The following is a 23,742-nucleotide window of genomic DNA, read 5'->3' as shown; positions in this document are numbered from 1 at the left end:
GGTCGCTCACCTGTTCAGGGTCACCCGCCCTCGGGCCGTCGCCGCGCCCGCTCGTCCGCCGCCCCCGGTACGTCCGCGCGGGCGGGGTCGAGCAGCCGGGACAGGAACAGGCGGGTGCGTTCGTGCCGCGGGTCCGTGATCACCCGGTCCGGGGTGCCCTCCTCCACGATCACCCCGCCGTCCAGGAACACGACCCGGTCGGCCACCTCGCGGGCGAAGGTCATCTCATGGGTGACGACCATCATCGTCATGCCGTCCTGCGCGAGCATGCGCATCACCGCGAGGACATCGCCGACCAGTTCCGGGTCGAGCGCGGAGGTCGGCTCGTCGAAGAGCATCACCCGGGGGCCCATGGCGAGGGCGCGGGCGATCGCCACCCGCTGCTGCTGACCGCCGGAGAGGGAGGCGGGGTAGGCGCGCGCCTTCTCGGAGAGGCCGACCCGGGCCAGGTTCTCGGCCGCGACGCGCGCCGCCGTCGCCTTGTCCCGGCGCAGCACCCGCCGCTGCGGCAGGGTCAGGTTCTCGGTCACGGTGAGGTGCGGGAAGAGGTTGAACTGCTGGAAGACCATCCCGATCCGGCGGCGTACGGCGTCGATGTCGACGTCCGGGTCGGTCAGTTCCGTACCGCCGACGAACACCTGTCCCGCGCTCGGTTCCTCCAGCAGGTTCACACAGCGCAGCAGCGTGGACTTGCCCGATCCGGAGGGGCCGATCACACAGACGACCTCGCCCTGCGCGATGTCGAGGTCGACGCCGCGGAGCACGGGGGTGTCCCCGAAGGACTTGTGCAGGGCTCGTACGGCGATCTCGGCCGTGTTCGGGTCACTCATCTCCCGGCCGCCTCCTGGGCCTTGGCCTCCATGCGCCGCACGACGAGGCCGAGCGGGATCGTCACGAGCAGGTAGCACAGGCCGGCCACCAGGATGGGGGTGGAGTTGGCGGTCTGGCTGGCCAGGTCGCGGCCGAACTTGGACAGTTCGCGCTCCTCCAGGGTGACACCGAGGAACAGCACGAGCGAGGAGTCCTTGAAGAGCAGGACCAGTTCGTTCGTGAGGGGCGGCAGGATGATCCGGAACGCCTGCGGGACGATGATCGAGACCATGGCGCGGGCGGGCGAGAAGCCGAGCGAACGGGCGGCCTCCAGTTGGCCCTTCGGCACGGCCTGGATGCCCGCGCGGATCGTCTCCGCCATGTACGCGGCGGCGACCAGGCCGAGCGCGAGCGCGACCTTTCCGTAGGTGCCCCCGGGGATCTCGGTGCCGGGGAAGGCCAGCGGGACGGCCACCCCGATGAAGATGAAGATCAGCAGGGCGGGCAGACCGCGGAAGATCTCGATGTAGACCCCGGCGACCCAGCGGTAGGGGCCGACGGACGACAGGCGCATGAGGGCGATCACCATGCCCAGCACGAGTCCGACGACGAAGCCGGTGAGCGTGTAGAGCACGGTGTTCTTCAGGGCGAGGGTGATCACCTCCGGGAACATCTGCTCGGCGATGTCCCCTTGCGCGAACTGGTTCTTCAGCCGCCCCCAGTCGGCGCCGGCCGCCAGGGCGGCGAGGGCGCCGAGGAACACGACGTACTGCGCGCCGCGCGAGAGGCGCTGTCTGCGGCGGCGGCTGAGCCGTCTGCCTCCGGGGGGCCGGTCGTTCACGAGGCCGCCGGGGAGGCCGCGGTCTCGTCGTAGGGGCCGATCCACTTCTCGTAGATCTGCTGGTAGGTGCCGTCGGCGCGGGCGTCGGCGAGTGCCTTGTCGATGGCCTCCAGGAGCCGCGTGTTGCCCTTGCGGACGGAGAACCCGTACTGCTCGCCGGTGTCGACCTGCTCGGCGAGGCGGAAGGCGTCGGCGTTCGCCGGGTCCTTCAGCCAGCCCTGGACGACCGGGTAGTCGATCACGACGGCGTCGACCTGGCCGGTGCGCAGTCCGTTGAGGACGGCGTCGGACGACTCGAAGGAGACGGGGTCGAGTCCCTGGCCCTTGGCGTAGTCCTCGCCGGTGGTCTGCGCCTGCGCCCCGACCTTCTCGCCCTTGAGCGCGGCGAAGGAGGTGATGTCGCTCTCCTTGTCGGCGAGCACGGCCTGGGTGGCGTCGAAGTACGGGTCCGAGAAGTCGACGTTCTTCCTGCGCTCGTCGGTGATGGTCATGCCGGCGGCGGCCAGATCGCACTCGCCGGAGTTGAGGAAGGCGCCGGTCTTGAAGTTCTCGAACGGCGTGTCGAGGATCTCTTGTTCGACGCCGAGGTTCTCGGCGACGAGGTCGACCAGCGCGACATCGAAGCCCTGCACCTTGCCGTCGACCTCCGACTGGAAGGGCGGGTACGGCAGATGGGTGCAGGTCGTGAGCTGTCCGCCCCGGACGAGTTCGACCCCTCCGGCGGCGGTCGCGCCACCGCTTCCTCCGTCACCGTCGGACGAACAGCCGGCCACGAGCACCAGCCCCGCCGTCGCGGTCAGAGCGGCCAGGGTGCGGGCGCCACGCCCGAGGACCGGGTTCACGGAGACCTCCTGTGGGGGTGTGGGAAGTTCTGTTGATAAGGATGTGTTTGATGTGCCCAAAACAAACCCGGAACCCCTTTCCCACTCGGTCTCCCGGGAGTCGGCCCTGGGCGCGGTCCCGGCCCGACGCCAGGGAGGTCACCGCGGCGCCCGGGACCGACCCGGCGCTCGGCCGTCGGCCCGGCACTCGGGGGTCACCGCGGCCCTCGGGACTCACTCCCGATCCCGGGACTCACTCCCGATCCCGGGAGTCGGCCCGCCGCTCGGCCGTCCAGCGACGCTCGCCGTACCACCGGCACTCGGCCCCGGGCCCGGCACTCGGCCCCCGGCTCGACACTCGGCCGCCGGCCCGGCGCTCACCCGTCACCTCCGACGCGCAGCCCGGCCCAGCACTCGGCCCTGGCCCAGCACTCAGCCCCGGCCCAGCACGCGGCCCCGGCCCGCACCGGCTCCCCGCCCCGACCCCGCGGCCCCCGCCCCGGCCCCGGCCCCCGCACCGGCCCCGCCCAGGGAAGGGCTCCTCACGCGAGGGCGTGGTGTCCGCCGGTTAGTCTCGGACGCGTCGTAGCGACCTCCCCGTCCATGAGCGAAAGAGCACCACCGTGAGCGATCACCACCCGTTTCTCGACCTCGCGCCGCTGAGTGCCGCGCGGTTCGCCGCCATCGAGGACCGGGTGGCCCGGCTGCTCGACACCCGTCAGGACGTCGTGATCACCCAGGGCGAGGCGCTGCTGCCCCTGGAGGGGGCGATCCGTGCGACGGCGGGGCCGGGTACGACGGCGCTGAACGTCATCACGGGGCCCTACGGCCAGACGTTCGGGGACTGGCTGCGGGACTGCGGGGCGCGGGTGCACGATCTCGCGGTGCCGTTCCACAGCGCGGTCACCGCGGAGCAGATCGGTGAGGCGCTCGCCGAGCACCCGGAGATCGACTTCGTCTCCCTGGTGCACGCGGAGGCGGCGACGGGCAACACGAACCCGGTCGCCCGGATCGGTGAGGTCGTACGGGCGCACGGCGCGCTGTTCTCTCTGGACGCGGTGGCCTCCGTGGGCGCCGAGCCGGTGCTGCCGGACGCGTGGGGGGTCGACCTGTGTGTGATCGGCGCGCAGAAGGCGATGGGCGGTCCGGCCGGGGTGTCGGCGGTGTCGGTGAGCGAGCGCGCGTGGAAGCGCATGGAGGCGAACCCGAACGCCCCGCGCCGTTCGTATCTCTCGCTCCTGGACTGGAAGGCCCGCTGGGTCGACGCCGGCCGCACGGCCCTGCTGCACGCCCCGGCCCAGTTGGAGATGCTCGCGCTGGAGGCGTGTGTGGAGCGGATCGAACGGGAGGGCCTGGACACGGTGATGGCCCGGCACCGCGCGGCGGCGGCGGGCACCCGCGCGGGCGCCCTGGCGCTGGGCGGCGGCCTGGAGCCGTACGTCCACGCCGCGGCGGACGCGGCCCCCGTGGCCACGACGCTCAGGGCGCCGGCGGGCACGGTCGCCTCCGACCTGGTCGCGCGGGCCCTGGCCGTCGACCCCGCGCTGCCGCTCGCGGCGGGCGGCGGACCGCTCGCCAAGGAGATGATCCGCGTCAACCACTACGGGCGGGACGCGACGCCGGGCGTCGTGCGCGGCTGCCTCACCGCGCTCGGGACGGCGTTGGCCGAGACGGGCCTGGACGTGGAGGTGGCGGCGGCCCTCGGCGCGGCCGAGCGGGCGTCAACCGCGGTGTGAACCCCTACTCCTCCCATGTGAAAGGGCGCCCCACGCGGGGCGCCCTTTCGTGTATTCCCGCCGGGCTTGATTCTCATCATTCCACAGGCAAATATAAGATTTAAATGTGAGCAGCTCCCCGTATTCTTCTGCCCCAGATCCGCATTGCTAAACACTAAGATTGCGCGAACACGGAGCGGCGCAAACCGGGCGCACCCCCGAGGGTTACATGATTGTGATGCGTTCCACAAGCGACACCTTTTGCCCCGATTTATATCTGACATATAGCGGCAAAACGGAGGTGACTCGCGCCCGCCTACACGTGCGCGTGATAACACATCCACCACTTTGACCCAACCCCTATCGGCCATGAAATTTCAAATTTACCTCGCTAAATTCAATTCGCATGACTGCCGCACAAGCAGACCTGCAGATCGACCGTCCGTCGGTGGCCGACGGAGCCTCGCTATGGCGTCTCGCCAAGGAATCCGGGAATCTCGACCTGAACTCGTCCTACGCCTATCTGCTGTGGTGTCGTGACTTCGCCGACACCTCGGTCGTGGCCCGGGACGAGGACGGGACGCCCGTCGGCTTCGTGACCGGATATCTGCGCCCGGACCGTCCGGGCACCCTGCTGGTGTGGCAGGTGGCCGTGGACAGCGCCTACCGGGGGCGCGGCCTCGCCGCGCACCTGCTGGACGCGCTGACCGCCCACGTGGCCGCCGACCGTCCGCTCACCGATGTCGAGACCACCATCACCCCGGGCAACACCGCCTCCGAGCGGCTGTTCGCCTCCTACGCCGCACGCCACGGCGCCCGTGTCGAGCGCGAGGTCCTGTTCGCCGCGGCGCTCTTCCCGGACGGGCCGCACGACCCCGAGATCCTGTACCGCATCGGCCCGCTCACCCACACCCGGGACTGAAGCGCCCTCCACCCCCCTCCCCTCGCTCACCGCCCCCTCTCCCTACGCATCGAGGAGCGATCCGCCGTGACCATCACCCAGCCCGATCTGAGCGTTTTCGAGACCCTGGAGTCCGAGGTCCGCAGCTACTGCCGCGGCTGGCCCACCGTGTTCGACCGGGCGCAGGGCAGCCTGATGTACGACGAGGACGGCCACCGCTACCTGGACTTCTTCGCCGGCGCGGGCTCACTCAACTACGGGCACAACAACCCGGTGCTCAAACGCGCGCTGATCGACTACCTGATGCGCGACGGCGTCACCCACGGCCTCGACATGTCCACCACGGCCAAGCGAAGTTTCCTGCGGACCTTCCAGGATCTGGTGCTGCGGCCCCGGGACCTGCCGTACAAGGTGATGTTCCCCGGGCCGACCGGCACCAACGCCGTGGAGTCGGCGCTGAAGCTGGCGCGGAAGGTGAAGGGGCGCGAGTCGATCGTCTCGTTCACCAACGCCTTCCACGGCATGTCGCTCGGCTCGCTCGCCGTCACCGGCAACGCGTTCAAGCGGGCGGGCGCCGGCATCCCGCTGGTGCACGGCACGCCGATGCCGTTCGACCACTACCTCGACGGCCAGGTGCCGGACTTCCTCTGGTTCGAGCGGCTGCTGGAGGACCAGGGCTCCGGGCTCAACCAGCCCGCCGCCGTGATCGTGGAGACCGTGCAGGGCGAGGGCGGCATCAACGTCGCCCGCCCCGAGTGGCTGCGGGCCCTCGCCGACCTGTGCGAGCGGCGCGACATGCTGCTGATCGTCGACGACATCCAGATGGGCTGCGGTCGCACCGGCGCGTTCTTCTCCTTCGAGGAGGCGGGCATCACGCCCGACATCGTCACCGTCTCCAAGTCGATCAGCGGCTACGGGCTGCCGATGTCGCTGTGCCTGTTCAAGCCCGAGCTGGACATCTGGGAGCCGGGCGAGCACAACGGCACCTTCCGCGGCAACAACCCCGCGTTCGTGACCGCCACGGCCGCGCTGGAGACGTACTGGACCGACGGTTCCGCCATGGAGAAGCAGACGCGGGAGCGCGGCGAGCAGATCGAGCGCGAACTGGTCTCCATCTGCGAGGAGAACCCCGACGCCATCAAGGAGTACCGCGGGCGCGGGCTGGTGTGGGGGATGGAGTTCCATGACAAGGAGCGCGCCGGGCGGATCGCCCGGCGGGCGTTCGACCTCGGCCTGCTGATCGAGACGTCCGGCCCCGAGGGCGAGGTCGTCAAGCTGCTGCCGGCCCTCACCATCAGCCCCGAGGAACTGGGAGAGGGCCTCAAGACCCTCGCCCGCGCCGTGCGCGAGACGGCCTGAGCCGCGGCCGTGGCGCACCCGGACTTTTCCGCATTGTCCCGTTTCCCTACTGAAGGAGGCATCGCGCACCCGTGATCGTTCGATCGTTCAAGGAGATCGAAGGGACGGACCGGCATGTGAAGGCCGCGTCCGGCACCTGGGAGAGCAAACGGATCGTGCTCGCCAAGGAGCGCGTCGGCTTCTCGCTGCACGAGACGATCCTCTACTCCGGCACGGAGACGTCGATGTGGTACGCCAACCACATCGAGGCCGTCGTCTGTGTGGAGGGCGAGGCCGAGCTGACCGACCATGAATCCGGGCTGACCCACACGATCACGCCCGGGACCATGTACCTCCTGGACGGCCACGAGCGGCACACGCTCAAGGTCAAGGAGGACTTCCGCTGCCTGTGCGTGTTCAACCCGCCGGTCACCGGCCGGGAGGACCACGACGAGAACGGCGTCTATCCCCTGCTCACCGAACCCGAACCCGACCCCGAGGAGGTGTGACCGCATGACCACCCTCACCGACCTGTACCCCAGCCGCGGCGCCACCGAGGTGACCGTCCCCCGGAAGGACCCCGTGCTCTGGGGTTCGCCGGACGCCCCCGGCCCGATCGAGTCGACCGGACTGCGGTCCTACGAACGCGACGGTTTCCTCACCGTCGATCAGCTGATCACCGATGACGAGGTCACCGGCTACCGGCAGGAGCTGGAGCGGCTGATCGCCGACCCGGCGATCCGCGCCGACGAGCGTTCCATCGTCGAGCCGCGCACCCAGGAGATCCGCTCGGTCTTCGAAGTGCACCGGATCAGCGAGGTGTTCGCCCGGCTGGTGCGCGACGAGCGGGTCGTCGGCCGGGCCCGGCAGATCCTGGGCTCGGACGTCTACGTCCACCAGTCCCGGATCAATGTGAAGCCCGGCTTCGGCGCGAGCGGCTTCTACTGGCACTCGGACTTCGAGACCTGGCACGCCGAGGACGGGCTGCCGAACATGCGGGCCGTGTCCGTCTCGATCGCGCTGACCGAGAACCACGACACCAACGGCGGGCTGATGATCATGCCCGGCTCGCACCGCACGTTCCTCGGGTGCGCGGGCGCCACGCCGAAGGACAACTACAAGAAGTCGCTCCAGATGCAGGACGCCGGCACGCCCTCGAACGAGGCGCTCACCACCATGGCGAGCGAGTACGGCATCAAGCTGTTCACCGGCCGGCCGGGCTCGGCGACCTGGTTCGACTGCAACGCCATGCACGGGTCGGGCGACAACATCACGCCGTTCCCGCGCAGCAATGTGTTCATCGTGTTCAACAGTGTGGAGAACGCGGCCGTGGAGCCGTTCGCGGCGCCCATCCGGCGCCCGGAGTTCATCGGCGCCAGGGACTTCACCCCGGTGCGCTGAGCCCCGCCGACGCGGGGGTGCGCCGTCCCGGACGGGGGCGGCGCACCCCCGCGTCGTCGTTCCCGTCAGTCGGACAGGGCGGCCAGCAGCCGGTCCACGTCGGCGGGCGTGTTGTAGAGGTGGAAGGCGGCGCGCAGATTGCCCGCCCGGGCGGAGACCTCAATGCCCGCCTCGCTGAGCCGGGGTTGCCGTCCGCCCAGCCCCGGGACGGAGACGACGGCCGATCCGGGCGCCGGTACCGGCTCGTGGCCCAGGGTGCGCAGGCCCGCCCGGAACCGGTCGGCGAGGGCGGTGTCGTGGGCGTGCACGGCGTCGACGCCGAGTTCCTCGATCAGGCCGAGGGAGGCCCGCAGCCCGGCGTAGGAGAACAGGGCGGGGCTGACGTCGTAGCGGCGTGCGGAGTGGGCGAGTTCGGCGATCGGGCCGTAGCAGCTGTCCCAGGGGGCCTCGCCGGTGACCCAGCCCGCGAAGAGCGGGGGCAGCCCGCCGAGGTCCTCGGGGACCACGAGGAACGACACGCCGTGCGGGCCGAGCAGCCACTTGAAGCCGACCGCGGCGAGGAAGTCGTACGCGTCAGGCGCCACCGGCAGCCAGCCGACCGACTGGGAGGCGTCGAGGAAGACACGGGCCCCGTGCGCGCGCGTGGCCTCCCGGATCGCGGTGAGGTCGGCGAGCCGGCCGTCGGCGGACTGTACGACGCTCACGGCGACCAGTTCGGTCTCCGGGCGGACGGACTCGGCGATCCGCTCCAGCGGCACGGCCCGCACCTTGAGGTCCCCGCGCGTGTGGAAGGGGTTCACGAGGGAGGAGAAGTCGCCCTCCGCGGTGAGGACCTCGGCCCCGGAGGGCAGTGCGGCGGCGACGAGTCCGCCGAACACGGCGACCGACGCCCCGGACGCGACCCGCGCGGCGGGCACCCCGAGGATCCGCGCCACGCTCACGCGGACGGTCTCCACCTCGTCGTAGAGCGGGCCGAGCGGCACGCCCTCGGCCCGCATCCGTACGGCGTGGTCGACGGCGGCGACGGTACGGGCCGGGAGCAGTCCGATGGCCGCGGTGTTCAGGAAGGTGTTCTTCGGGGCGAACTCGGCGCGGACGAGAGTCTCGAAGGTCTCCATGGCTCCACTGTGGGGCCGGGCGGGGACGAAGTCCATCACGGATGTCTACGTGGTGCGTCCAAGCGGCGCTTATGGGTGGGCCGTGACCTGCGGTGCCGTCAGCCGCTCGGGGCGGGGCCGTGCCATCGCCCTCCCGTCGTCCGCCCGCCGGGCACGGGGCGCTCGACCGACCCGCCCTAGGACTGCCGGGAGGGCGCCTCGCATCCGTCGGGGCCGCAGGTCCGGGTGCCGTCCTCGATCAGGCGCAGCGGCGAGCGCTCGCCCCACGCCTGGGTGAGCGCCTGGGTGAACACCTCGGCGGGCTGGGCGCCGGAGACGCCGTAGGCGCGGTCGATGACGAAGAAGGGGACACCGTTCGCGCCGAGCTGTGCGGCCTCCCGCTCGTCGGCGCGCACGGCGTCGGCGTACGCGGTGGGGTCGGCCAGCACCTTGCGCACCTCGGCCGCGTCGAGTCCGGCGCACCCGGCGATCTCGACCAGCCGCTCGGTGTCGTCGAAGACGGACCGCTCCTCGGCGAAGTTGGCCTCGTAGAAGAGCTGGATCAGCTCGCCCTGGCGGCCGTGCTCCTTGGCGAGGTGCAGCAGGCGGTGCAGGTCGAAGGTGCTGCCGTGGTCCCGGCCGCGGGTGCGGTAGGCGAGGCCCTCGGCGGCGGCCTGCGCGCCGAGGTCGTCCTCACCGGCCTGCGCCTGTGCCTCGCTCATGCCGTACTTCTCGGTGAGCAGGCCGATCACCGGCTGGATGTCGTCCTTGGCGCGCCCGGGGTCCAACTCGAAGGAGCGGTGGACCACCTCGACCTGGTCGCGGTGCGGGAAGGCCGCGAGCGCCTTCTCGAAGCGGGCCTTGCCGACGTAGCACCAGGGGCAGGCGATATCGCTCCAGATCTCGACGCGCATGTTCTCGGCTCTCTCCAGGTCGCGGGGGACACTCCTCAGGTTGGGTGAACGTTCAATCGAACGCTTTCATTCCGGGCTCAGCTTCGGTCCCTGAGATCGCTCGGCCGGTCCGGGCTCAGCTTCCGTCCCGCAGACCGCCCGGCCGGTCCGGGCTCAGCTCCCGTCCCGCAGATCGCTCGGCCAGCTCGGCCGGAACTCCAGGTGGTCGTAGGTCACGACACACCCCTCCCCCATGGGCGACTGGGCCATGAAGCCGACCAGGGCCGCCCCGGTCTCCTCCGTGTCACCCAGGGTGAACAGCCGGACGAAGGTCCAGCGCGCGCCGTCGCGGGAGGCGTGGAAGGCGAAGGAGCGGCCGGTGCGGCTCAGCCGGAGCCAGACCGAACTGCCCTCCACGGTGAAGGAGTTGGCGTCGTCGGAGTGGCCGCGGGTGACGACCGTGCAGACGGTGGGCACGTCCGGCGAATACTCCAGACACAGCTTCGCCCAGGCCCGCTCGCCCACGTGCGCGTAGAGCACCCCGGCGTCGAAGGTGGCGGCGAACCCGACCGTGACCCGGGCGATCAGCTGGAAGTCCCCGGTCGGCGCCCCGAGCAGCCGGGGCGCGTCCGCGGCCGGGTCGAGCGACTCGCCGGTGGGCGGCACGAAACGATCCTGCCGTGCCCCGGCCCAGCCGGTGAGGACGCCGTCCTCGTAGGTCCAGTCGCCGTCGGGCCCGTAGGTGCGCAGCGGGAAGGGCAGTTCGGGAAGCTCGATCTCCATGCGCCCGAGTGTGCCAGGCGGCCGTCGGCTCCCCGCCCGGGCGCCGCCGGTTGGGGCGGTACCGGTCCAGCGCCGCCGGTTCCCCTTCCGCCGAGGCCGGTGCCGTCAGTTCTCCAGGCCCCCGTTGAACCGCCGGGGCAGCCCGAGCGGGTTGTCGTCCCTCAGCTCGGCGGGCAGCAGGGCCTCGGGCGTCCCCTGGTACACCACCGGCCGCAGCCACCGTTCGACGGCCGTACCGCCGACGGAGGTGGAGGTGGAGGTCGTCGCCGGGTACGGCCCTCCGTGGTGCTGCGCGGGCGCGACCGCCACCCCGGTCGGCCAGCCGTTCACCAGCACCCGCCCGGCCAGCGGAGTCAGCTCCGCCAGGATCGACGCGCCGACGCCCGCCCCGGCCGCCTCGCGCGCGGAGAGCTGGACCGTGGCCGTGAGGTTCCCGGGCAGCCGGGACAGCACGGCCGTGACCTCGGTGTCGTCCTGGTAGCGGGCCACGACGGTGACGGGCCCGAAGCACTCCTCCAGGAGCAGATCGTGCTCCCCCTCGACGGCGAGGCGCGCGGCCGGCACGGTGAGGAACCCGGCGCCGACGGTGTGCTCGCCGCCCGCGCCCGGCGTCACCGGCGACTCGACGTCGGGCAGCTTCGCCCGCTCGGCGACCCCGGCGACGAAGTCGTCCCGCATCCGGTGGTCCAGCAGGACCCCGGCCTCCACCCTGCTCACCGCGTCCGTCAGCGCGCCGACCAGCCGGTCGCCCACCTCGCCCGCGGGCGCGAGCACGAGCCCCGGCTTCACACAGAACTGCCCGACGCCCAGCGTCATCGAGCCCGCGAGTCCGGTCCCGATCTCCTCCGCCCGCTCGGCCGCCGCCTCCTCGGTGATCACGACCGGGTTGAGCGACCCCAGCTCGCCGTGGAAGGGGATCGGCACCGGTCGCGCGACGGCGGCGTCGAACAGCGCGCGTCCACCACGGACCGACCCGGTGAAACCGGCGGCGGCGACCAGCGGGTGCCCGATCAGCCGCACACCGGCGTCGAAGCCGTGCACCAGCCCGATCACGCCCTCCGGGACACCGTGCGCGGCGGCGGCCGTGCGCAGCACCTTGGCGACCAGCTCGGACAGCGCCGGGTGATCGGGATGGGCCTTGACGACGACCGGGCACCCCGCCGCGAGGGCACTCGCGGTGTCGCCGCCGGGGACGGAGAAGGCGAACGGGAAGTTCGAGGCGGCGTAGACGGCGACGACGCCCAGGGGCACTTTGTAGCGGCGCAGATCGGGGACGGGCGGGGTCGCGGTGGCGTCCGGGTGGTCGATCACCACGTCCAGGAAGGCGCCCTCGTCGACGATGCCGGCGAAGGCCCGCAACTGGTAGCAGGTGCGGGCCAGTTCGCCGGTGAGCCGGACCGGGCCGAGCGCGGTCTCGGCGTCGGCGACCTCGACCAACGCGTCCTTCGCGGCCTCCAGCCGGTCGGCGGCGGTGCGCAGGAGCGCCGCGCGGACGGCGCGGTCGGCGAGGGCTCCCCGTGCCGCGTGGGCGGCGCGCACCGCGGTGTCCACCTCCGCCGGTGTCGCCTCCACGGCGACCTGCTCCCGCGGCTTCCCGGTTCGGGGGTCGACGCTCCAGACTGGTGCTGCTGCCACCGCGAGTCCCTCCAGGCGTGATGCCGTATTCGATATGCTGAACGCCGTCTCTGATGATGAACTACCCGCTCGGAGACTATTTCCCGTCGAACGAAGGGGTCAAGGGCGATGTCGGCAGGCGATACGGGCGGCGGGGCGCAGGTCAAGTCCGCGGTGCGGACGGTGGAACTGCTGGAGTACTTCGCGGGACGCCCCGGGATGCACTCCCTCGCGGCGGTCCAGGAAGCCGTCGGCTATCCCAAGTCCAGCCTCTACATGCTGCTGCGCACGCTGGTGGAGCTGGGCTGGGTGGAGACGGACGCCACCGGCACGCGGTACGGCATCGGGGTGCGCGCGCTGCTCGTGGGCACCTCGTACATCGACGGCGACGAGGTGGTCGCGGTGGCCCGGCCGACCCTCGACCGGCTCTCCGACGACACCACCGAGACCATCCATCTGGCCCGGCTGGACGGCACCAACGTGGTCTATCTGGCCACCCGCCAGTCGCAGCACTACCTGCGCCCGTTCACCCGGGTCGGGCGCCGGCTGCCCGCCCACTCCACGGCCCTCGGCAAGGCGCTGCTGAGCACTTGCACCGACGAACAGGTGCGCAAGCTGCTGCCGGAGACACTGCCCGCGCTCACCGAGAACACCATCACCGACCGGGAGCGGCTCATCGAGGAACTGCACCAGGTGCGGGAGCAGGGGTACGCGGTCGACCGGGAGGAGAACACGCTGGGCCTGCGCTGCTTCGGGGTGGCGATCCCGTACCGCACGCCCGCGCGGGACGCGATCAGCTGCTCCGTCCCGGTGGCCCGGCTCACCCCGGCGCACGAGCAGATGGTCAAGGACGCGCTGTTCGACGCCCGCGACCGGCTCACCCTGGCGACCCGGAGACTCTGAACGAGGGAGCGAAGGGCACGGATCGAACGGCCGGAAGGGATGGAAGGGCCGACAGGGGTGGAAGGGCCGGCAGGGGTGGCAGGGGTGGGGCGGATGGAAGAGGCGGAACGGGTGGATCGGATGGGGCGGATGGAGCGGATGGGGCGGGCGGAACGGGCGGGTCGGTGGGGGGCCGGGCCGACGCCGGTGCGGGTGACCGTCACGCTGCGTCCGGTGCACGACAGCGACCTGCCGGTGTTCTACCGGCAGATGAACGACCCCGAGTCGCTGCGCATGGCCGCCTTCACCCCCGAGGACCCGGCCGACCGGGACGCCTTCGACGCCCACTGGCGGCGGATCCGCGCGGCGGACGGCATCCTCAACCGTACGGTCCTGGCGGACGGGGACGTGGTCGGGAGCGCCGCGGTGTACGGGGATCCGGGCGCGCGCGAGGTGACGTACTGGATCGACCGCGCGTACTGGGGGCAGGGCATCGCGACGGACGCGCTGCGGCTGCTGCTGGCCGAGGAACCGGAACGCCCGCTGCACGCGCGCGTGGCCTCGGACAACGCGGGCTCGCTGCGGGTGCTGCGGAAGTGCGGCTTCCGGGTCACCGGGCGCGACCGGGGGTTCGCGCGGGCACGGGGCGAGGAGATCGACGAGACGGTGCTGACGCTGGAGGCGTGAGCCTTCGAGCCGGGCCCGGGCCCGGGCCCGGACCCATGAGCGTTCCATGAGAAAACGGGCGGACGGGAACGTTCCGCTCGACCGTGTTCGTCCTCAGGAACGGGATGAACAAGACGATCAGGCGAGCCTCCGTGTTCTCGCTGCTCCTCGTGCTCGCTCTGCTGGTGAGGGCGACCTGGGTGCAGTTCTACGACGGAACGGCCCTCGCGGACGACAAGGACAACCGGCGGAACGCGATCGAGCTGTACAGCGCGCCGCTCGGCAACATCATCGTGGGCGGCGAGGCGGTCACCGGCTCCGCGCGGACCACCAGCGGCGACCTCGCGTACAAGCGCACGTACAAGGACGGCCCGCTGTACGCGGCGGTCACCGGCTACAGCTCGCAGGTCTACGGCGCGACCCAGCTGGAGGGCATCTACCAGGACGTGCTGGACGGCTCCGACCTCCGGCTGAAGACGATGATGGACACCGTCACCAACACCCGCGCGGCCCCCGGTGATGTGGTCACGACGATCGACCCGGCCGTGCAGCGGGCGGCCTACGAGGCGCTGGGCGACAAGCGGGGCGCGGCCGTCGCGATCGACCCGGACACCGGCAGGATCCTGGGGGTGGTCTCGACCCCGTCGTACGACCCGGACAGGATCACCACGGGCGGCTCGGACGACTGGGAGCGGCTCACGAAGGCCGAGGACAAGCCGATGACGAACCGCGCGCTGCGCCAGCCGCTGCCGCCCGGTTCCACGTTCAAGCTGGTGGTCGCGGCGGCGGCGCTGGAGGACGGGCTGTACGCGTCGGTGGACGAGAAGACGGACAGCCCCGACCCGTACGACCTGCCGCTCTCCAGCGACCAGCTCACCAACGAGAACCGGTCGGCGCCGTGTGAGAACGCCTCGATCCGGGTGGCGCTCCAGTACTCCTGCAACAACGTCTTCGGCAAGATGGCCGTCGACCTGGGCCAGGAGAAGGTGCGGGAGACGGCGGAGCGGTTCGGGTTCAACGACGCCGAGCAGGACGTGCCGGTGCGGGCGTACGAGAGCGTGTATCCGAAGGATATGGACGAGGCGCAGACGGCGCTGAGCGGGATCGGCCAGTTCGACGTGACCGCCACCCCGCTCCAGGTGGCCATGGTGTCGGCGGCGATCGCCAACGGCGGGGAACTGGTCTCGCCGCACATGGTCTCCAAGATCACCGACGGTGACGGGGACACGCTGGAGAACTACGACGACTCCGCCTCCGGCAAGAGGATCGTCAGCGCCTCCACGGCCGAGCAGCTGGAGTCCGCGATGCAGACCGTGGTCACCGACGGCACTGGCAGCAACGCCCAGATCCCCGGCGCGACGGTGGGCGGCAAGACGGGGACGGCGCAGCACGGCGAGAACAACAGCAAGACGCCGTACGCCTGGTTCACCTCCTACGCGAAGTCCGACTCCAACGGCAAGGCGGTCGCGGTGGCCGTGGTGGTCGAGCAGTCGGACGCCGAGCGGTCCGAGGTGAGCGGCAACGGGCTGGCCGCGCCGGTGGCCAAGGCCGTGATGGAGGCGGCCCTGAAGGGCTGAGGGGGGCACCCGACCCGGCCGGGGGCCGCGCCCGACCCGGCCGGGGGTCGGTACAGCCTCCGGCCGGGGCGCTGTGACGTGACCCCAGGTCGGGCCCTGCGCCCCGGTCGGGCCTCCGCTACGGCTTCCAGTGCGGGTCGCGCCCGCTGAGGCCCACCGCGCGGTCGAGGAGGGGCGCGTCGTCCGGGACCGGGACGACCGGCCCGAAGATCTCGTTGCCCCGGCCCCCGCTCTCCTCGGCGGACGCGGTCAGGAAGGCGTGGGTCGCCTGGAGCGCGGCCGGGTCGGGCTCGTAGGGCAGGGCGGTGGCGCGCGCCAGGTCCCAGGCGTGGATCACCAGCTCGTCGACCGCGACCAGCCCGGCGATCTCCCCCGGCAGATCGACGTTGCCCGCCCGGGTCATCCCGTCCCAGGCGGCGGGCGACCGCCAGGTCTCGGCCAGCTCTTCGAGGACGACCGGCAGCTCCTCGCGCCAGCCGGGGCCGATGTCGGGGGTGCTGGAGTCGGGGGCGGTGTCGGTGGTGACGCCGAGATCCTTGCGTCCGGCGTCCCGGAAGGCGATGGACAGCCCCAGCAGATGGCCGAGCAGATGGCGTACGGCGAGATCGGGGCAGGGGGTGGCGTCGCCGAGTTGGTCGTCGCGCACACCGGCCGCCAGTCGCGCCACGATCCTGGTCTGCGGCCCGAGGTCGAGGGTGGGCTCTGCCATGGCTGTTCCTCCTGTGGTGACAACTCTGACGGCGCCTGCGCGGGCACGGAAGGGATGTGCCGGCCCAGGTCGGCGGTCGGTACTTGAACGGGTCGGTACTTGAACGGGTCGGACTTCAACGGTCGGACTTGAGCGTTCGCTCAGGGGGTCGGACCGGACCTGAGCGGGTCGCTCAGGAAGGGAGACCGTTCCGGGCCCCGGAACTCATCGGTCGCGCCCGCCCCTCGCGCACCCCCTCACCCCGGACCGCTTCCCGGCGCCCCCGACGCCACCCACGTAGGGCATCCGCCCGATCCCCGCACCCCCGCCTTAGCACCACGATGACCAGGCATGACGACGACTTTCACGGTCGCGCGGGTGCTGGCGGACGGCAACGCGCGCAGATATCTCGGCGCGGTCCTGGTGAACGGCTTCGGCACCAACGCGCTGTGGCTGGCGAGCGGGGTGTGGGTGAAGGAGCTGACCGGTTCCGACGGGCTCGCGGCGCTGTGTCTGCTGGCGATGTGGGCGCCGACGCTCGTGGGACCGGTGCTGGGCACGGTCGCCGACCGGGTGCGCCGCAGACCGCTGCTGATCGGCCTGAACCTGGCGATGGCCCTGCTGGTGCCGGTCCTGGTCACCGTCGACTCGGCGGCCGGTGTGTGGCTCGTCCTCGCCGTGCTGCTGGTGTACGGCGCCGTCGGCGTCCTCGGTGACGCGGCCGAGGCGGCGCTGATGCCGAGCGTGGTCGGGCCGAAGCTGCTCGGCGATTTCAACGGGCTGCGGATGACCGCCACCGAGGGCATGAAGCTGACGGCCCCGCTCGCGGGCGCGGGCCTGTACGCGGCGTACGGCGGGGCGAGCGTGGCGCTGCTGGACGCGGTGACGTTCGTCCTCGCGGCGGCCCTGATCGCGCGGGTACGGGTCGACGAGCGGGCGCCCGAACGGACGTCGGCGGGCTGGTGGGAGCGGACCGTGGAGGGGGCGCGCGGGCTGAGGGCGCACCCGGTGCTGCGCCCGCTGGTGTTCGCGGGCGCCCTGACGATGCTGTGCGCGGGGCTGAACGGGGCGCTGGTGTACGCCGTGGTCGAGGGCCTGGACCGGCCCCCGGCGTACGCGGGGGTGCTGGCGGCCGTGCAGGGCGCCGGGTCGGTGCTGGTGGGGCTGGTCTCGGGTCCGGCGCTGCGCGGGCTCGGGGAGGCGTGGTTCGCGGCGGCCGGGATCGCGCTGACCGGTGCGGCGGTGGCGCTGCGGGCGGTGCCGCACGACGGGGCGGCGCTGGTGTCGGGGGTGGCGATCGGGGCGGGACTGCCCTGTGTGCTGATCGCCGCGCTGACGGCCGTGCAGCGCACGGTGCCGGACGCGGTGCTGGGCCGTACGGCGGCCACCGCGAGCACGCTGATGTTCACGCCGAACGTGATCGGGCTGGCGGTGGGGGCCGCGCTGGCCGACTCGGTGCCGTACGCGCCGCTGCTGCTGATCGTGGGTCCGGCGCTGCTGCTGACCGCGGTTCAGCTGGGGCGCGGCGCCGCGAGGTCGGCGTCGGACGCCAACCCGGCGTGATGTAGGCGCAGTTCGGTGACGCCCCGTTCCCGCGCGCGTGCCGTGTCGGCGGCGAGGGGGCGGGGCTGCCGCCCAGGCCGGAGACGACGGTGAGGTGGGCGGCGAGCCCGATGCCCTCGCACGCGTGCCGGGCGAACGGCGCCGCGAGATCCGTACCGGCCGCGCAGGGCACGACCACGCCGTCCGCGACGGTGAGGAGGGGGCGGGGCCACGCCGGCGTCGGCGCCGGCGCCGGCGCCGCAGTGGTACGACTCGGGACGGGCGGGCAGCAGGATCCGGAAGCCGTCGGGCGCGGCGGCGCGGACCGCGGTGACGGCCGCGTCCTGGAGGCAGCGGGCCGTACGGTCCCGCCCCGCGCGCGTTGCTGTCGCCCGGGTCTCTCCCAGCAGCCGCTCGACGCCAGGCCCAGCCGCCGCCGGAGGGGGCGCCGCGCCAGACCGGTCCCAGACCGGTCCCAGGGCGTTCCCAGGGCGTTCCCAGGGCGGTGCGTACGGCGTCCGCGAGCCGGTCGGGGTCCCGCCGGTCCTGTCGTGGGCGTGGAGAGGGGCGAGCCCGTACCGGCCGAGGGATCCCGGTCCGGTGCCGTACGGGCGGCGAACGGGCCCGGTCCGCCCCCGACCCGGGCGTGCGCGTCGCCCGATCCCACACGCCGGTGGACAACCGCGCTGGTCCGCGACGGGCACCCGCGGCGGCGATCGGTCAGACCCGGGCAGTATCGGGCGACCGACAGACCTGGTGAGTGCCGCACGGCGGCTGTAGAACATCCCCCATGGGTCCCACCGGGCCCGAACGGGCAGAGTGTTCACCCATGTGGTTCACCCCTACGGTTCACTCGGACGGTCCACCCCAACGGTTCGGTCACACGATCCGATCGCACGGTTCGATCAGAGGCAGGTGTCGGCGATGACGTCGAGGACGGCGGAGGAGCGCCAGCGCGAGATCGTCCTCGCGGCCCGACGCACGGGCTCGGTCGACGTCAACGCGCTCGCCGAGGAACTGGGCGTCGCCAAGGAGACCGTACGACGGGATCTGCGCGCCCTGGAGGACCACGGGCTGGTCCGCCGCACCCACGGCGGCGCCTACCCGGTGGAGAGCGCCGGCTTCGAGACGACCCTCGCCTTCCGTGCCACCAGCCATGTGCCCGAGAAGCGCCGGATCGCCACCGCGGCGGCCGAACTCCTCGGGGACGCCGAGACCGTCTTCATCGACGAGGGCTTCACCCCCCAGCTCATCGCGGAGGCCCTGCCGAGGGACCGGCCGCTGACCGTGGTCACCGCGTCCCTGCCGGTGGCGGGCGCGCTCGCCGAGGCCGACGGGTTCTCGGTGCTGCTGCTCGGCGGCCGGGTGCGCTCCGGCACGCTGGCGACGGTCGACCACTGGACGACCAAGATGCTCGCCGGGTTCGTGCTCGACCTCGCCTTCATCGGCGCGAACGGCATCTCCCGCGAGCACGGTCTGACCACCCCCGACCCGGCCGTCAGCGAGGTCAAGGCACAGGCCGTACGGGCCGCCCGGCGTACCGTCTTCGCCGGTGTGCACACCAAGTTCGGGGCGGTCAGCTTCTGCCGGTTCGCGGAGATCGGCGCGCTGGAGGCGATCGTCACCAGCACCCTGCTCCCGACGACGGAGGCCCACCGCTACTCACTGCTCGGCCCCCAGGTCATCCGGGTCTGAGGTCTGAGGATCCCAGGACCTGAGGTCTGAGGATCCCAGGACCTGAGCCTGGGTCCGGCCCTGGTTTTCTCCACGGACCCGAACCCGGCCCCGGACCTGGACCCGGACCCGGACCCGGACCTGGACCCGGACCGGGGCCCGGTCCACGACCCGAGTACCGCCCCGAGAGGCACCCGCACCCCACTCCCCCAAGGTGCCCCAAGGTGCCCCTTATATCCCTATATCTTCAGGAGCGAACCATGCGAACCCCGAGCCGACGGAGGCCGCGAGCCGCACTCGCCACGGCCGCCGCAGGGACGCTGCTCGCCCCGCTGCTCTCCGGCTGCTGGGTCGGTGCGGGCGGGTCCTCCGGCGGCGACGCCCTCAACGTCCTGATGGTCAACAACCCGCAGATGGTCGAGTTGCAGCGGCTCACGGCCGAGCACTTCACCGAGGAGACCGGCATCAAGGTGAACTTCACCGTGCTGCCGGAGAACGACGTCCGCGACAAGATCAGCCAGGACTTCGCCAACCAGGCAGGCCAGTACGACGTGGCCACGCTGTCCAACTACGAGATTCCGATCTACGCCCGCAACGGCTGGCTCAAGGAGATGGACTCCTACGTCGCCGACGACCCCGGCTACGACGAGCGGGACGTCCTCGCCCCCATGCGCCAGTCGCTCACCGGCGACGACGACAAGCTCTACGGCCAGCCCTTCTACGGCGAGTCGTCCTTCCTGATGTACCGCAAGGACGTCTTCGAGCAGGCGGGCCTGACGATGCCCGCCGACCCCACCTGGACCCAGATCGCCGACCTCGCCGCGCGCATCGATGGCGCCGAGGCCGGGATGAAGGGCATCTGCCTGCGCGGACTGCCCGGCTGGGGCGAGGTCATGGCCCCGCTCACCACGGTCGTGAACACCTTCGGCGGCACCTGGTTCGACCAGGACTGGACGGCCCGCCTGGACTCCCCCGAGTGGGAGAAGGCGACGAAGTTCTATGTCGACCTGGTGCGTGAGCACGGCCAGTCCGGCGCCGCCCAGTCCGGGTTCGCCGAGTGCCTCAACAACATGACCCAGGGCAAGGTCGCCATGTGGTATGACGCCACCTCCGCGGCCGGCTCCCTGGAGTCCGCCGACTCCCCGGTCAAGGGCAAGGTCGGCTACGCGCCCGCGCCCGTGGAGAAGACCGAGTCCTCCGGCTGGCTCTACACCTGGGCCTGGGGCATCCAGAACACCTCCCGCAACCCCGACAAGGCATGGCAGTTCGTGTCCTGGGCGTCCGGCAAGGAGTACGAACAGCTCGTCGGCGACCGGGTCGGCTGGTCGGACGTCCCCGCGGGCAAGCGCGCCTCGACGTACGAGAACCCCGACTACCGCGCGGAGGCCGCCGCCTTCCAGGAGATGACCAGGGAGGCCATCGCGGGCGCCCGGCCCGACGACCCCGGGGTGCAGCCGCGCCCGGCGCCCGGCATCCAGTTCGTCGGCATCCCCGAGTTCACCGATCTCGGGACGAAGGTCTCCCAGGAGATCAGCGCGGCCATCGCCGGACGCCAGTCCGTCGACGCGGCCCTCGACCGGTCCCAGCAACTCGCCGAAGAGATCTCCGAGGAGTACGAGGGACGATGAGCGCCACCACCACGGCCCCCGTGGCCACATCCTCCGCCCCGCGGCAGCGCCCCCAGCCGTCGCCCCGGCTCCGGGCCTGGGCCACCCGCGCCCCGCTGCTGCCCGCCCTGGTCTTCCTGATCGCGGTGACCCAGCTCCCCTTCGTCGCCACGCTGGTGATCTCCTTCTTCGACTGGAACTCCCTCTACCCGGACGCCCGCAGCTTCGCCGGGTTCGCCAACTACTCCGAGGTGCTCACCGACGCCGACCTGCGCCGCTCGGTGTGGACCACCATCCTGCTGACCGTCGCGGTGGTGCTGGCCAGTCTGGTGCTCGGGCTGCTCCTCGCCCTGCTCCTGGACCGCAGGTTCAAGGGCCGGGGCATCGTCCGCACCCTGCTGATCGCCCCGTTCCTGATCGTCCCGGTGGCGGCGGCGCTGCTGTGGAAGCACGTCCTGTACAACCCGGAGTACGGCCTGCTCAACGGCCTGCTCAGCTACGTCGGCGGCCCCCAGCCCGACTGGATCTCCAGCACCCCGCTGCTGGCCGTGGAGGCAGCCCTGGTGTGGCAGTGGACGCCGTTCATGATGCTGATCCTGCTGGCGGGCCTCCAGAGCCGCGACCAGCAGCAGATCGAGGCCGCGCGGGTGGACGGCGCCAGCGACTGGCAGATCTTCCGCCATCTCACGCTGCCGCATCTGCGGCGCTACCTCGAACTGGGCGCGCTGCTCGGCTCGATCTACATCGTCCAGAACTTCGACGCCGTGTTCACCATCACCTCGGGCGGTCTCGGCACCGCCAACCTGCCGTACACCGTCTACCAGACCTTCTACCAGGCGCACGAGAACGGGCTCGCCTCGGCCGCCGGGGTGCTGGTCGTCATCGGTTCGATCATCATCGCGACCTTCGCCCTGCGCGTGGTGTCGTCCCTGTTCCGCGAGGAGGTGGGCCGCGCATGAGCACCGCCGCCGTACGCGTCCGCAAGCGCAAGGGAGCCGGCCTGGGTCTGGTGGCCTGGCTGGCCGGCATCGTCTTCTTCCTGCCGATCGCCTGGATGGCGCTCACCTCGTTCCACTCGGAACAGGACGCGGCGAAGAACCCGCCCGCGCTCGGCGCCGCCCTCACCCTGGACGGCTACCGCGAGTTCTTCGGCACGGGAGGCGGCGCGAGCCCCTGGCCCTCGCTGATCAACTCGACCGTCGCCTCGCTCTCCTCGACGCTGCTCGTGCTGCTGCTGGCCCTTCCGGCCGCGTACGCGCTGTCGATCCGGCCGGTGCGCAAGTGGACGGACGTGCTGTTCTTCTTCCTGTCGACCAAGATGCTGCCGGTCGTCGCGGGGCTGCTGCCGATCTATCTGTTCGCCCGGAACACCGATCTGCTGGACAACGTCTGGCTGCTCGTCGTCCTCTACACCTCGATGAATCTGCCGATCGCGGTGTGGATGATGCACTCCTTCCTGTCCGAGGTGCCGGTCGCGATCATCGAGGCCGCGCGGGTGGACGGGGCGCGGCTGCCGACGATCCTGGCGCGGGTGGTCGCCCCGATCGCCCTGCCGGGGATCGCCGCGACCGCCCTGATCTGCTTCATCTTCAGCTGGAACGAGCTGCTGTTCGCACGGGTGCTCACCGGTGTCGTCGCCGAGACCGCGCCCGTCTTCCTGACCGGCTTCATCACCAGCCAGGGACTGTTCCTGGCCAAGGTGTGCGCCGCGTCGCTGGTCATCTCCCTGCCGGTGCTCGCCGCGGGGTTCGCCGCCCAGGACAAACTGGTCCAGGGCCTGTCGTTGGGAGCCGTGAAATGAAGGCCGCCGTCATCGAGTCCGTGGGCCGGGCCGTCGTCGCCGAGGTCCCGGACCCGACGCCGGGACCGCGCGAGGTGGTCGTGGAGGTCGCCGCGTGCGGTCTGTGCGGCACGGACCTGCACATCCTCCAGGGCGAGTTCGCGCCCGAGCTGCCGATCGTGCCGGGGCACGAGTTCGCGGGCGAGGTGGTGGCCGTCGGCACCCAGGTCACCGAGGTCGCGCCGGGCGACCAGGTCGCCGTGGACCCCTCCCTGTACTGCTACGAGTGCCGCTACTGCCGCAACGGCCACAACAACCTGTGCGAACGCTGGGCGGCGATCGGGGTGACCGCGGCCGGCGGCGCCGCCCAGTACGCCCTGGCCCCGGTGGCGAACTGTGTGAAGCTCCCCGAGCACGTCCGCACCGCCGACGCGGCCCTCGTGGAACCGCTGTCCTGCGCGGTGCGCGGCTACGACATCCTCCAGAACCGCCTCGGCGCCCATGTCCTGATCTACGGCTCCGGCACCATGGGCCTGATGATGCTGGAGCTGGCCAAGCGCACGGGCGCGGCGAGCGTGGACGTCGTGGACCTCAACCCCGGCCGGCTGGAGACCGCCCGGCAACTGGGGGTCTCCGCGGCGGCGGCCGGCGCCGACGAACTGGACCGGCCGCAGGGCTGGGACGTCGTCATCGACGCGACCGGCAACGCGGCGGCCATCCAGGACGGCCTGGACCGGGTGGCCAAGGCCGGTACGTTCCTCCAGTTCGGGGTCGCCGACTACGCGACCCGGGTCTCCATCGACCCGTACCGGATCTACAACCAGGAGATCACCATCACCGGCTCCATGGCCGTCCTGCACAGCTACGAGCGGGCGGCCGAACTGTTCGCGAGCGGCGTCCTGGACCCGGACGTCTTCATCAGCGACCGGCTGCCGCTGGAGCAGTACCCCCAGGCACTGAACCAGTTCGCCTCCGGAATCGGCCGAAAGATCGTGGTAACCCCGTAGGCCGGTGGGCGGGGGGTGCCTCTATGTCCTTCGTCAAGGCGTCTCTGTGGGGTTTGGGGTGATTCGGGCTGGCTGGGGTCATGCGGCGAGCTCGACGTCCGCGGG

General features: G+C 71.7%; 22 protein-coding genes and 1 pseudogene. 14 read left to right on the top strand and 9 right to left on the bottom strand.

Features of this window, described 5'->3' with window-relative positions; genetic code table 11:
* Positions 1 to 20: 20 nt before the first annotated feature.
* From ACIQNG_RS34820 to ACIQNG_RS34810, 3 genes are read right to left on the bottom strand one after another with little or no spacing between them, the layout of a single operon-like run.
* Positions 21 to 830 carry an amino acid ABC transporter ATP-binding protein gene (locus tag ACIQNG_RS34820; RefSeq protein ID WP_401427588.1) on the bottom strand — a complete coding sequence of 270 codons (810 nt, stop codon included), beginning with the start codon at positions 828 to 830 and terminating at the stop codon, positions 21 to 23.
* The gene (locus ACIQNG_RS34815; protein WP_401427585.1) at positions 827 to 1,651 is read right to left on the bottom strand and encodes an amino acid ABC transporter permease; all 825 of its coding nucleotides are present in this window, start codon (positions 1,649 to 1,651) and stop codon (positions 827 to 829) included. Before ACIQNG_RS34815 ends, ACIQNG_RS34820 begins: the two co-directional genes overlap by 4 nt.
* Positions 1,648 to 2,493, bottom strand: a complete 846-nt coding sequence (locus ACIQNG_RS34810; RefSeq protein WP_401490709.1) for a transporter substrate-binding domain-containing protein — start codon at positions 2,491 to 2,493, stop codon at positions 1,648 to 1,650. The genes ACIQNG_RS34815 and ACIQNG_RS34810 overlap by 4 nt, the downstream gene beginning before the upstream one ends.
* Positions 2,494 to 3,095: 602 nt before the next feature.
* Here ACIQNG_RS34810 and ACIQNG_RS34805 point away from each other — a divergent pair.
* The 5 genes from ACIQNG_RS34805 (at position 3,096) to thpD (ending at position 7,827) form a co-directional block, all read left to right on the top strand.
* Positions 3,096 to 4,208, top strand: a complete 1,113-nt coding sequence (locus ACIQNG_RS34805) for a pyridoxal-phosphate-dependent aminotransferase family protein (protein ID WP_401490707.1) — start codon at positions 3,096 to 3,098, stop codon at positions 4,206 to 4,208.
* A 385-nt stretch (positions 4,209 to 4,593) separates the two neighbouring features.
* Positions 4,594 to 5,109 carry a diaminobutyrate acetyltransferase gene (gene ectA / locus ACIQNG_RS34800; RefSeq protein ID WP_401427577.1) on the top strand — a complete coding sequence of 172 codons (516 nt, stop codon included), beginning with the start codon at positions 4,594 to 4,596 and terminating at the stop codon, positions 5,107 to 5,109.
* A 66-nt stretch (positions 5,110 to 5,175) separates the two neighbouring features.
* Positions 5,176 to 6,447: a diaminobutyrate--2-oxoglutarate transaminase gene (ectB, locus tag ACIQNG_RS34795; protein WP_401427575.1), complete on the top strand. Its 1,272-nt coding sequence runs from the start codon at positions 5,176 to 5,178 to the stop codon at positions 6,445 to 6,447.
* Positions 6,448 to 6,518: 71 nt separating this feature from the next.
* Positions 6,519 to 6,935, top strand: coding sequence for an ectoine synthase (locus ACIQNG_RS34790; protein WP_401490705.1), 417 nt, complete (start codon positions 6,519 to 6,521; stop codon positions 6,933 to 6,935).
* Positions 6,936 to 6,939: 4 nt separating this feature from the next.
* Positions 6,940 to 7,827 carry an ectoine hydroxylase gene (gene thpD, locus ACIQNG_RS34785; protein WP_401427570.1) on the top strand — a complete coding sequence of 296 codons (888 nt, stop codon included), beginning with the start codon at positions 6,940 to 6,942 and terminating at the stop codon, positions 7,825 to 7,827.
* Between the two features lie 65 nt (positions 7,828 to 7,892).
* Here the strand turns inward: thpD and ACIQNG_RS34780 are convergent, their stop codons facing one another.
* The 4 genes from ACIQNG_RS34780 to ACIQNG_RS34765 form a co-directional block, all read right to left on the bottom strand.
* Positions 7,893 to 8,945 carry an aminotransferase class V-fold PLP-dependent enzyme gene (locus tag ACIQNG_RS34780; protein ID WP_401490703.1) on the bottom strand — a complete coding sequence of 351 codons (1,053 nt, stop codon included), beginning with the start codon at positions 8,943 to 8,945 and terminating at the stop codon, positions 7,893 to 7,895.
* Between the two features lie 176 nt (positions 8,946 to 9,121).
* The gene (locus ACIQNG_RS34775) at positions 9,122 to 9,838 is read right to left on the bottom strand and encodes a DsbA family oxidoreductase (RefSeq protein WP_401490701.1); all 717 of its coding nucleotides are present in this window, start codon (positions 9,836 to 9,838) and stop codon (positions 9,122 to 9,124) included.
* 153 nt (positions 9,839 to 9,991) lie between these two features.
* Positions 9,992 to 10,600, bottom strand: a complete 609-nt coding sequence (locus ACIQNG_RS34770) for a DUF1349 domain-containing protein (RefSeq protein ID WP_401427564.1) — start codon at positions 10,598 to 10,600, stop codon at positions 9,992 to 9,994.
* 105 nt (positions 10,601 to 10,705) lie between these two features.
* Positions 10,706 to 12,235, bottom strand: coding sequence for an aldehyde dehydrogenase (NADP(+)) (locus ACIQNG_RS34765; protein ID WP_401490699.1), 1,530 nt, complete (start codon positions 12,233 to 12,235; stop codon positions 10,706 to 10,708).
* A 108-nt stretch (positions 12,236 to 12,343) separates the two neighbouring features.
* On the opposite strand from ACIQNG_RS34765, the gene ACIQNG_RS34760 reads away from it, so the two are divergent.
* The 3 genes from ACIQNG_RS34760 to ACIQNG_RS34750 all read left to right on the top strand — a co-directional run bounded on the left by ACIQNG_RS34760 (position 12,344) and on the right by ACIQNG_RS34750 (position 15,339).
* Positions 12,344 to 13,117, top strand: coding sequence for an IclR family transcriptional regulator (locus tag ACIQNG_RS34760; RefSeq protein WP_401427559.1), 774 nt, complete (start codon positions 12,344 to 12,346; stop codon positions 13,115 to 13,117).
* A gap of 138 nt (positions 13,118 to 13,255) precedes the next feature.
* Positions 13,256 to 13,783 carry a GNAT family N-acetyltransferase gene (locus tag ACIQNG_RS34755; protein ID WP_401490805.1) on the top strand — a complete coding sequence of 176 codons (528 nt, stop codon included), beginning with the start codon at positions 13,256 to 13,258 and terminating at the stop codon, positions 13,781 to 13,783.
* Positions 13,784 to 13,887: 104 nt separating this feature from the next.
* Entirely contained in the window at positions 13,888 to 15,339 is a 1,452-nt protein-coding gene (locus ACIQNG_RS34750) for a peptidoglycan D,D-transpeptidase FtsI family protein (RefSeq protein ID WP_401490697.1), read from the top strand.
* Positions 15,340 to 15,457: 118 nt separating this feature from the next.
* Here the strand turns inward: ACIQNG_RS34750 and ACIQNG_RS34745 are convergent, their stop codons facing one another.
* Positions 15,458 to 16,048, bottom strand: coding sequence for a TIGR03086 family metal-binding protein (locus ACIQNG_RS34745; RefSeq protein WP_401490696.1), 591 nt, complete (start codon positions 16,046 to 16,048; stop codon positions 15,458 to 15,460).
* A gap of 330 nt (positions 16,049 to 16,378) precedes the next feature.
* Here ACIQNG_RS34745 and ACIQNG_RS34740 point away from each other — a divergent pair, with 330 nt between their 5' ends.
* Complete coding sequence (locus tag ACIQNG_RS34740; protein WP_401490694.1) at positions 16,379 to 17,590, top strand: MFS transporter; 1,212 nt, start codon at positions 16,379 to 16,381, stop codon at positions 17,588 to 17,590.
* Here the strand turns inward: ACIQNG_RS34740 and ACIQNG_RS34735 are convergent.
* A pseudogene (locus ACIQNG_RS34735) lies at positions 17,539 to 18,177 on the bottom strand (hypothetical protein); the annotation flags it as partial. The gene ACIQNG_RS34740 and the pseudogene ACIQNG_RS34735 overlap by 52 nt on opposite strands.
* A 316-nt stretch (positions 18,178 to 18,493) precedes the next feature.
* On the opposite strand from ACIQNG_RS34735, the gene ACIQNG_RS34730 reads away from it, so the two are divergent.
* From ACIQNG_RS34730 to ACIQNG_RS34710, 5 genes are all read left to right on the top strand, one after another.
* Positions 18,494 to 19,264, top strand: a complete 771-nt coding sequence (locus ACIQNG_RS34730; RefSeq protein WP_401427551.1) for a DeoR/GlpR family DNA-binding transcription regulator — start codon at positions 18,494 to 18,496, stop codon at positions 19,262 to 19,264.
* A 239-nt stretch (positions 19,265 to 19,503) separates the two neighbouring features.
* Positions 19,504 to 20,871, top strand: coding sequence for an ABC transporter substrate-binding protein (locus ACIQNG_RS34725; RefSeq protein WP_401490691.1), 1,368 nt, complete (start codon positions 19,504 to 19,506; stop codon positions 20,869 to 20,871).
* Positions 20,868 to 21,809, top strand: a complete 942-nt coding sequence (locus ACIQNG_RS34720; RefSeq protein WP_401427547.1) for a carbohydrate ABC transporter permease — start codon at positions 20,868 to 20,870, stop codon at positions 21,807 to 21,809. The genes ACIQNG_RS34725 and ACIQNG_RS34720 overlap by 4 nt, the downstream gene beginning before the upstream one ends.
* Positions 21,806 to 22,651, top strand: coding sequence for a carbohydrate ABC transporter permease (locus ACIQNG_RS34715; RefSeq protein ID WP_401490689.1), 846 nt, complete (start codon positions 21,806 to 21,808; stop codon positions 22,649 to 22,651). The genes ACIQNG_RS34720 and ACIQNG_RS34715 overlap by 4 nt, the downstream gene beginning before the upstream one ends.
* Positions 22,648 to 23,637 carry a zinc-dependent alcohol dehydrogenase family protein gene (locus ACIQNG_RS34710; RefSeq protein WP_401490687.1) on the top strand — a complete coding sequence of 330 codons (990 nt, stop codon included), beginning with the start codon at positions 22,648 to 22,650 and terminating at the stop codon, positions 23,635 to 23,637. Before ACIQNG_RS34715 ends, ACIQNG_RS34710 begins: the two co-directional genes overlap by 4 nt.
* Positions 23,638 to 23,742: the final 105 nt, after the last annotated feature.

The organism is Streptomyces sp. NPDC091377 (assembly GCF_044757045.1).
Lineage (GTDB): Bacteria > Actinomycetota > Actinomycetes > Streptomycetales > Streptomycetaceae > Streptomyces.
Note: the sequence above shows the minus strand (reverse complement) of the source record. Positions and strands in the feature narration are given on the sequence as shown.

Excerpts from the sequence above, each read along its gene's own strand:
- ACIQNG_RS34820 (WP_401427588.1), bottom strand. The coding sequence starts at position 830 with ATGAGTGACCCGAACACGGCCGAGATCGCCGTACGAGCCCTGCACAAG.
- ectA (WP_401427577.1), top strand. The coding sequence starts at position 4,594 with ATGACTGCCGCACAAGCAGACCTGCAGATCGACCGTCCGTCGGTGGCC.
- thpD (WP_401427570.1), top strand. The coding sequence starts at position 6,940 with ATGACCACCCTCACCGACCTGTACCCCAGCCGCGGCGCCACCGAGGTG.
- ACIQNG_RS34780 (WP_401490703.1), bottom strand. The coding sequence starts at position 8,945 with ATGGAGACCTTCGAGACTCTCGTCCGCGCCGAGTTCGCCCCGAAGAAC.
- ACIQNG_RS34775 (WP_401490701.1), bottom strand. The coding sequence starts at position 9,838 with ATGCGCGTCGAGATCTGGAGCGATATCGCCTGCCCCTGGTGCTACGTC.
- ACIQNG_RS34770 (WP_401427564.1), bottom strand. The coding sequence starts at position 10,600 with ATGGAGATCGAGCTTCCCGAACTGCCCTTCCCGCTGCGCACCTACGGG.
- ACIQNG_RS34760 (WP_401427559.1), top strand. The coding sequence starts at position 12,344 with ATGTCGGCAGGCGATACGGGCGGCGGGGCGCAGGTCAAGTCCGCGGTG.
- ACIQNG_RS34755 (WP_401490805.1), top strand. The coding sequence starts at position 13,256 with ATGGGGCGGGCGGAACGGGCGGGTCGGTGGGGGGCCGGGCCGACGCCG.
- ACIQNG_RS34750 (WP_401490697.1), top strand. The coding sequence starts at position 13,888 with ATGAACAAGACGATCAGGCGAGCCTCCGTGTTCTCGCTGCTCCTCGTG.
- ACIQNG_RS34745 (WP_401490696.1), bottom strand. The coding sequence starts at position 16,048 with ATGGCAGAGCCCACCCTCGACCTCGGGCCGCAGACCAGGATCGTGGCG.
- ACIQNG_RS34740 (WP_401490694.1), top strand. The coding sequence starts at position 16,379 with ATGACGACGACTTTCACGGTCGCGCGGGTGCTGGCGGACGGCAACGCG.
- ACIQNG_RS34730 (WP_401427551.1), top strand. The coding sequence starts at position 18,494 with ATGACGTCGAGGACGGCGGAGGAGCGCCAGCGCGAGATCGTCCTCGCG.
- ACIQNG_RS34725 (WP_401490691.1), top strand. The coding sequence starts at position 19,504 with ATGCGAACCCCGAGCCGACGGAGGCCGCGAGCCGCACTCGCCACGGCC.
- ACIQNG_RS34720 (WP_401427547.1), top strand. The coding sequence starts at position 20,868 with ATGAGCGCCACCACCACGGCCCCCGTGGCCACATCCTCCGCCCCGCGG.
- ACIQNG_RS34715 (WP_401490689.1), top strand. The coding sequence starts at position 21,806 with ATGAGCACCGCCGCCGTACGCGTCCGCAAGCGCAAGGGAGCCGGCCTG.
- ACIQNG_RS34710 (WP_401490687.1), top strand. The coding sequence starts at position 22,648 with ATGAAGGCCGCCGTCATCGAGTCCGTGGGCCGGGCCGTCGTCGCCGAG.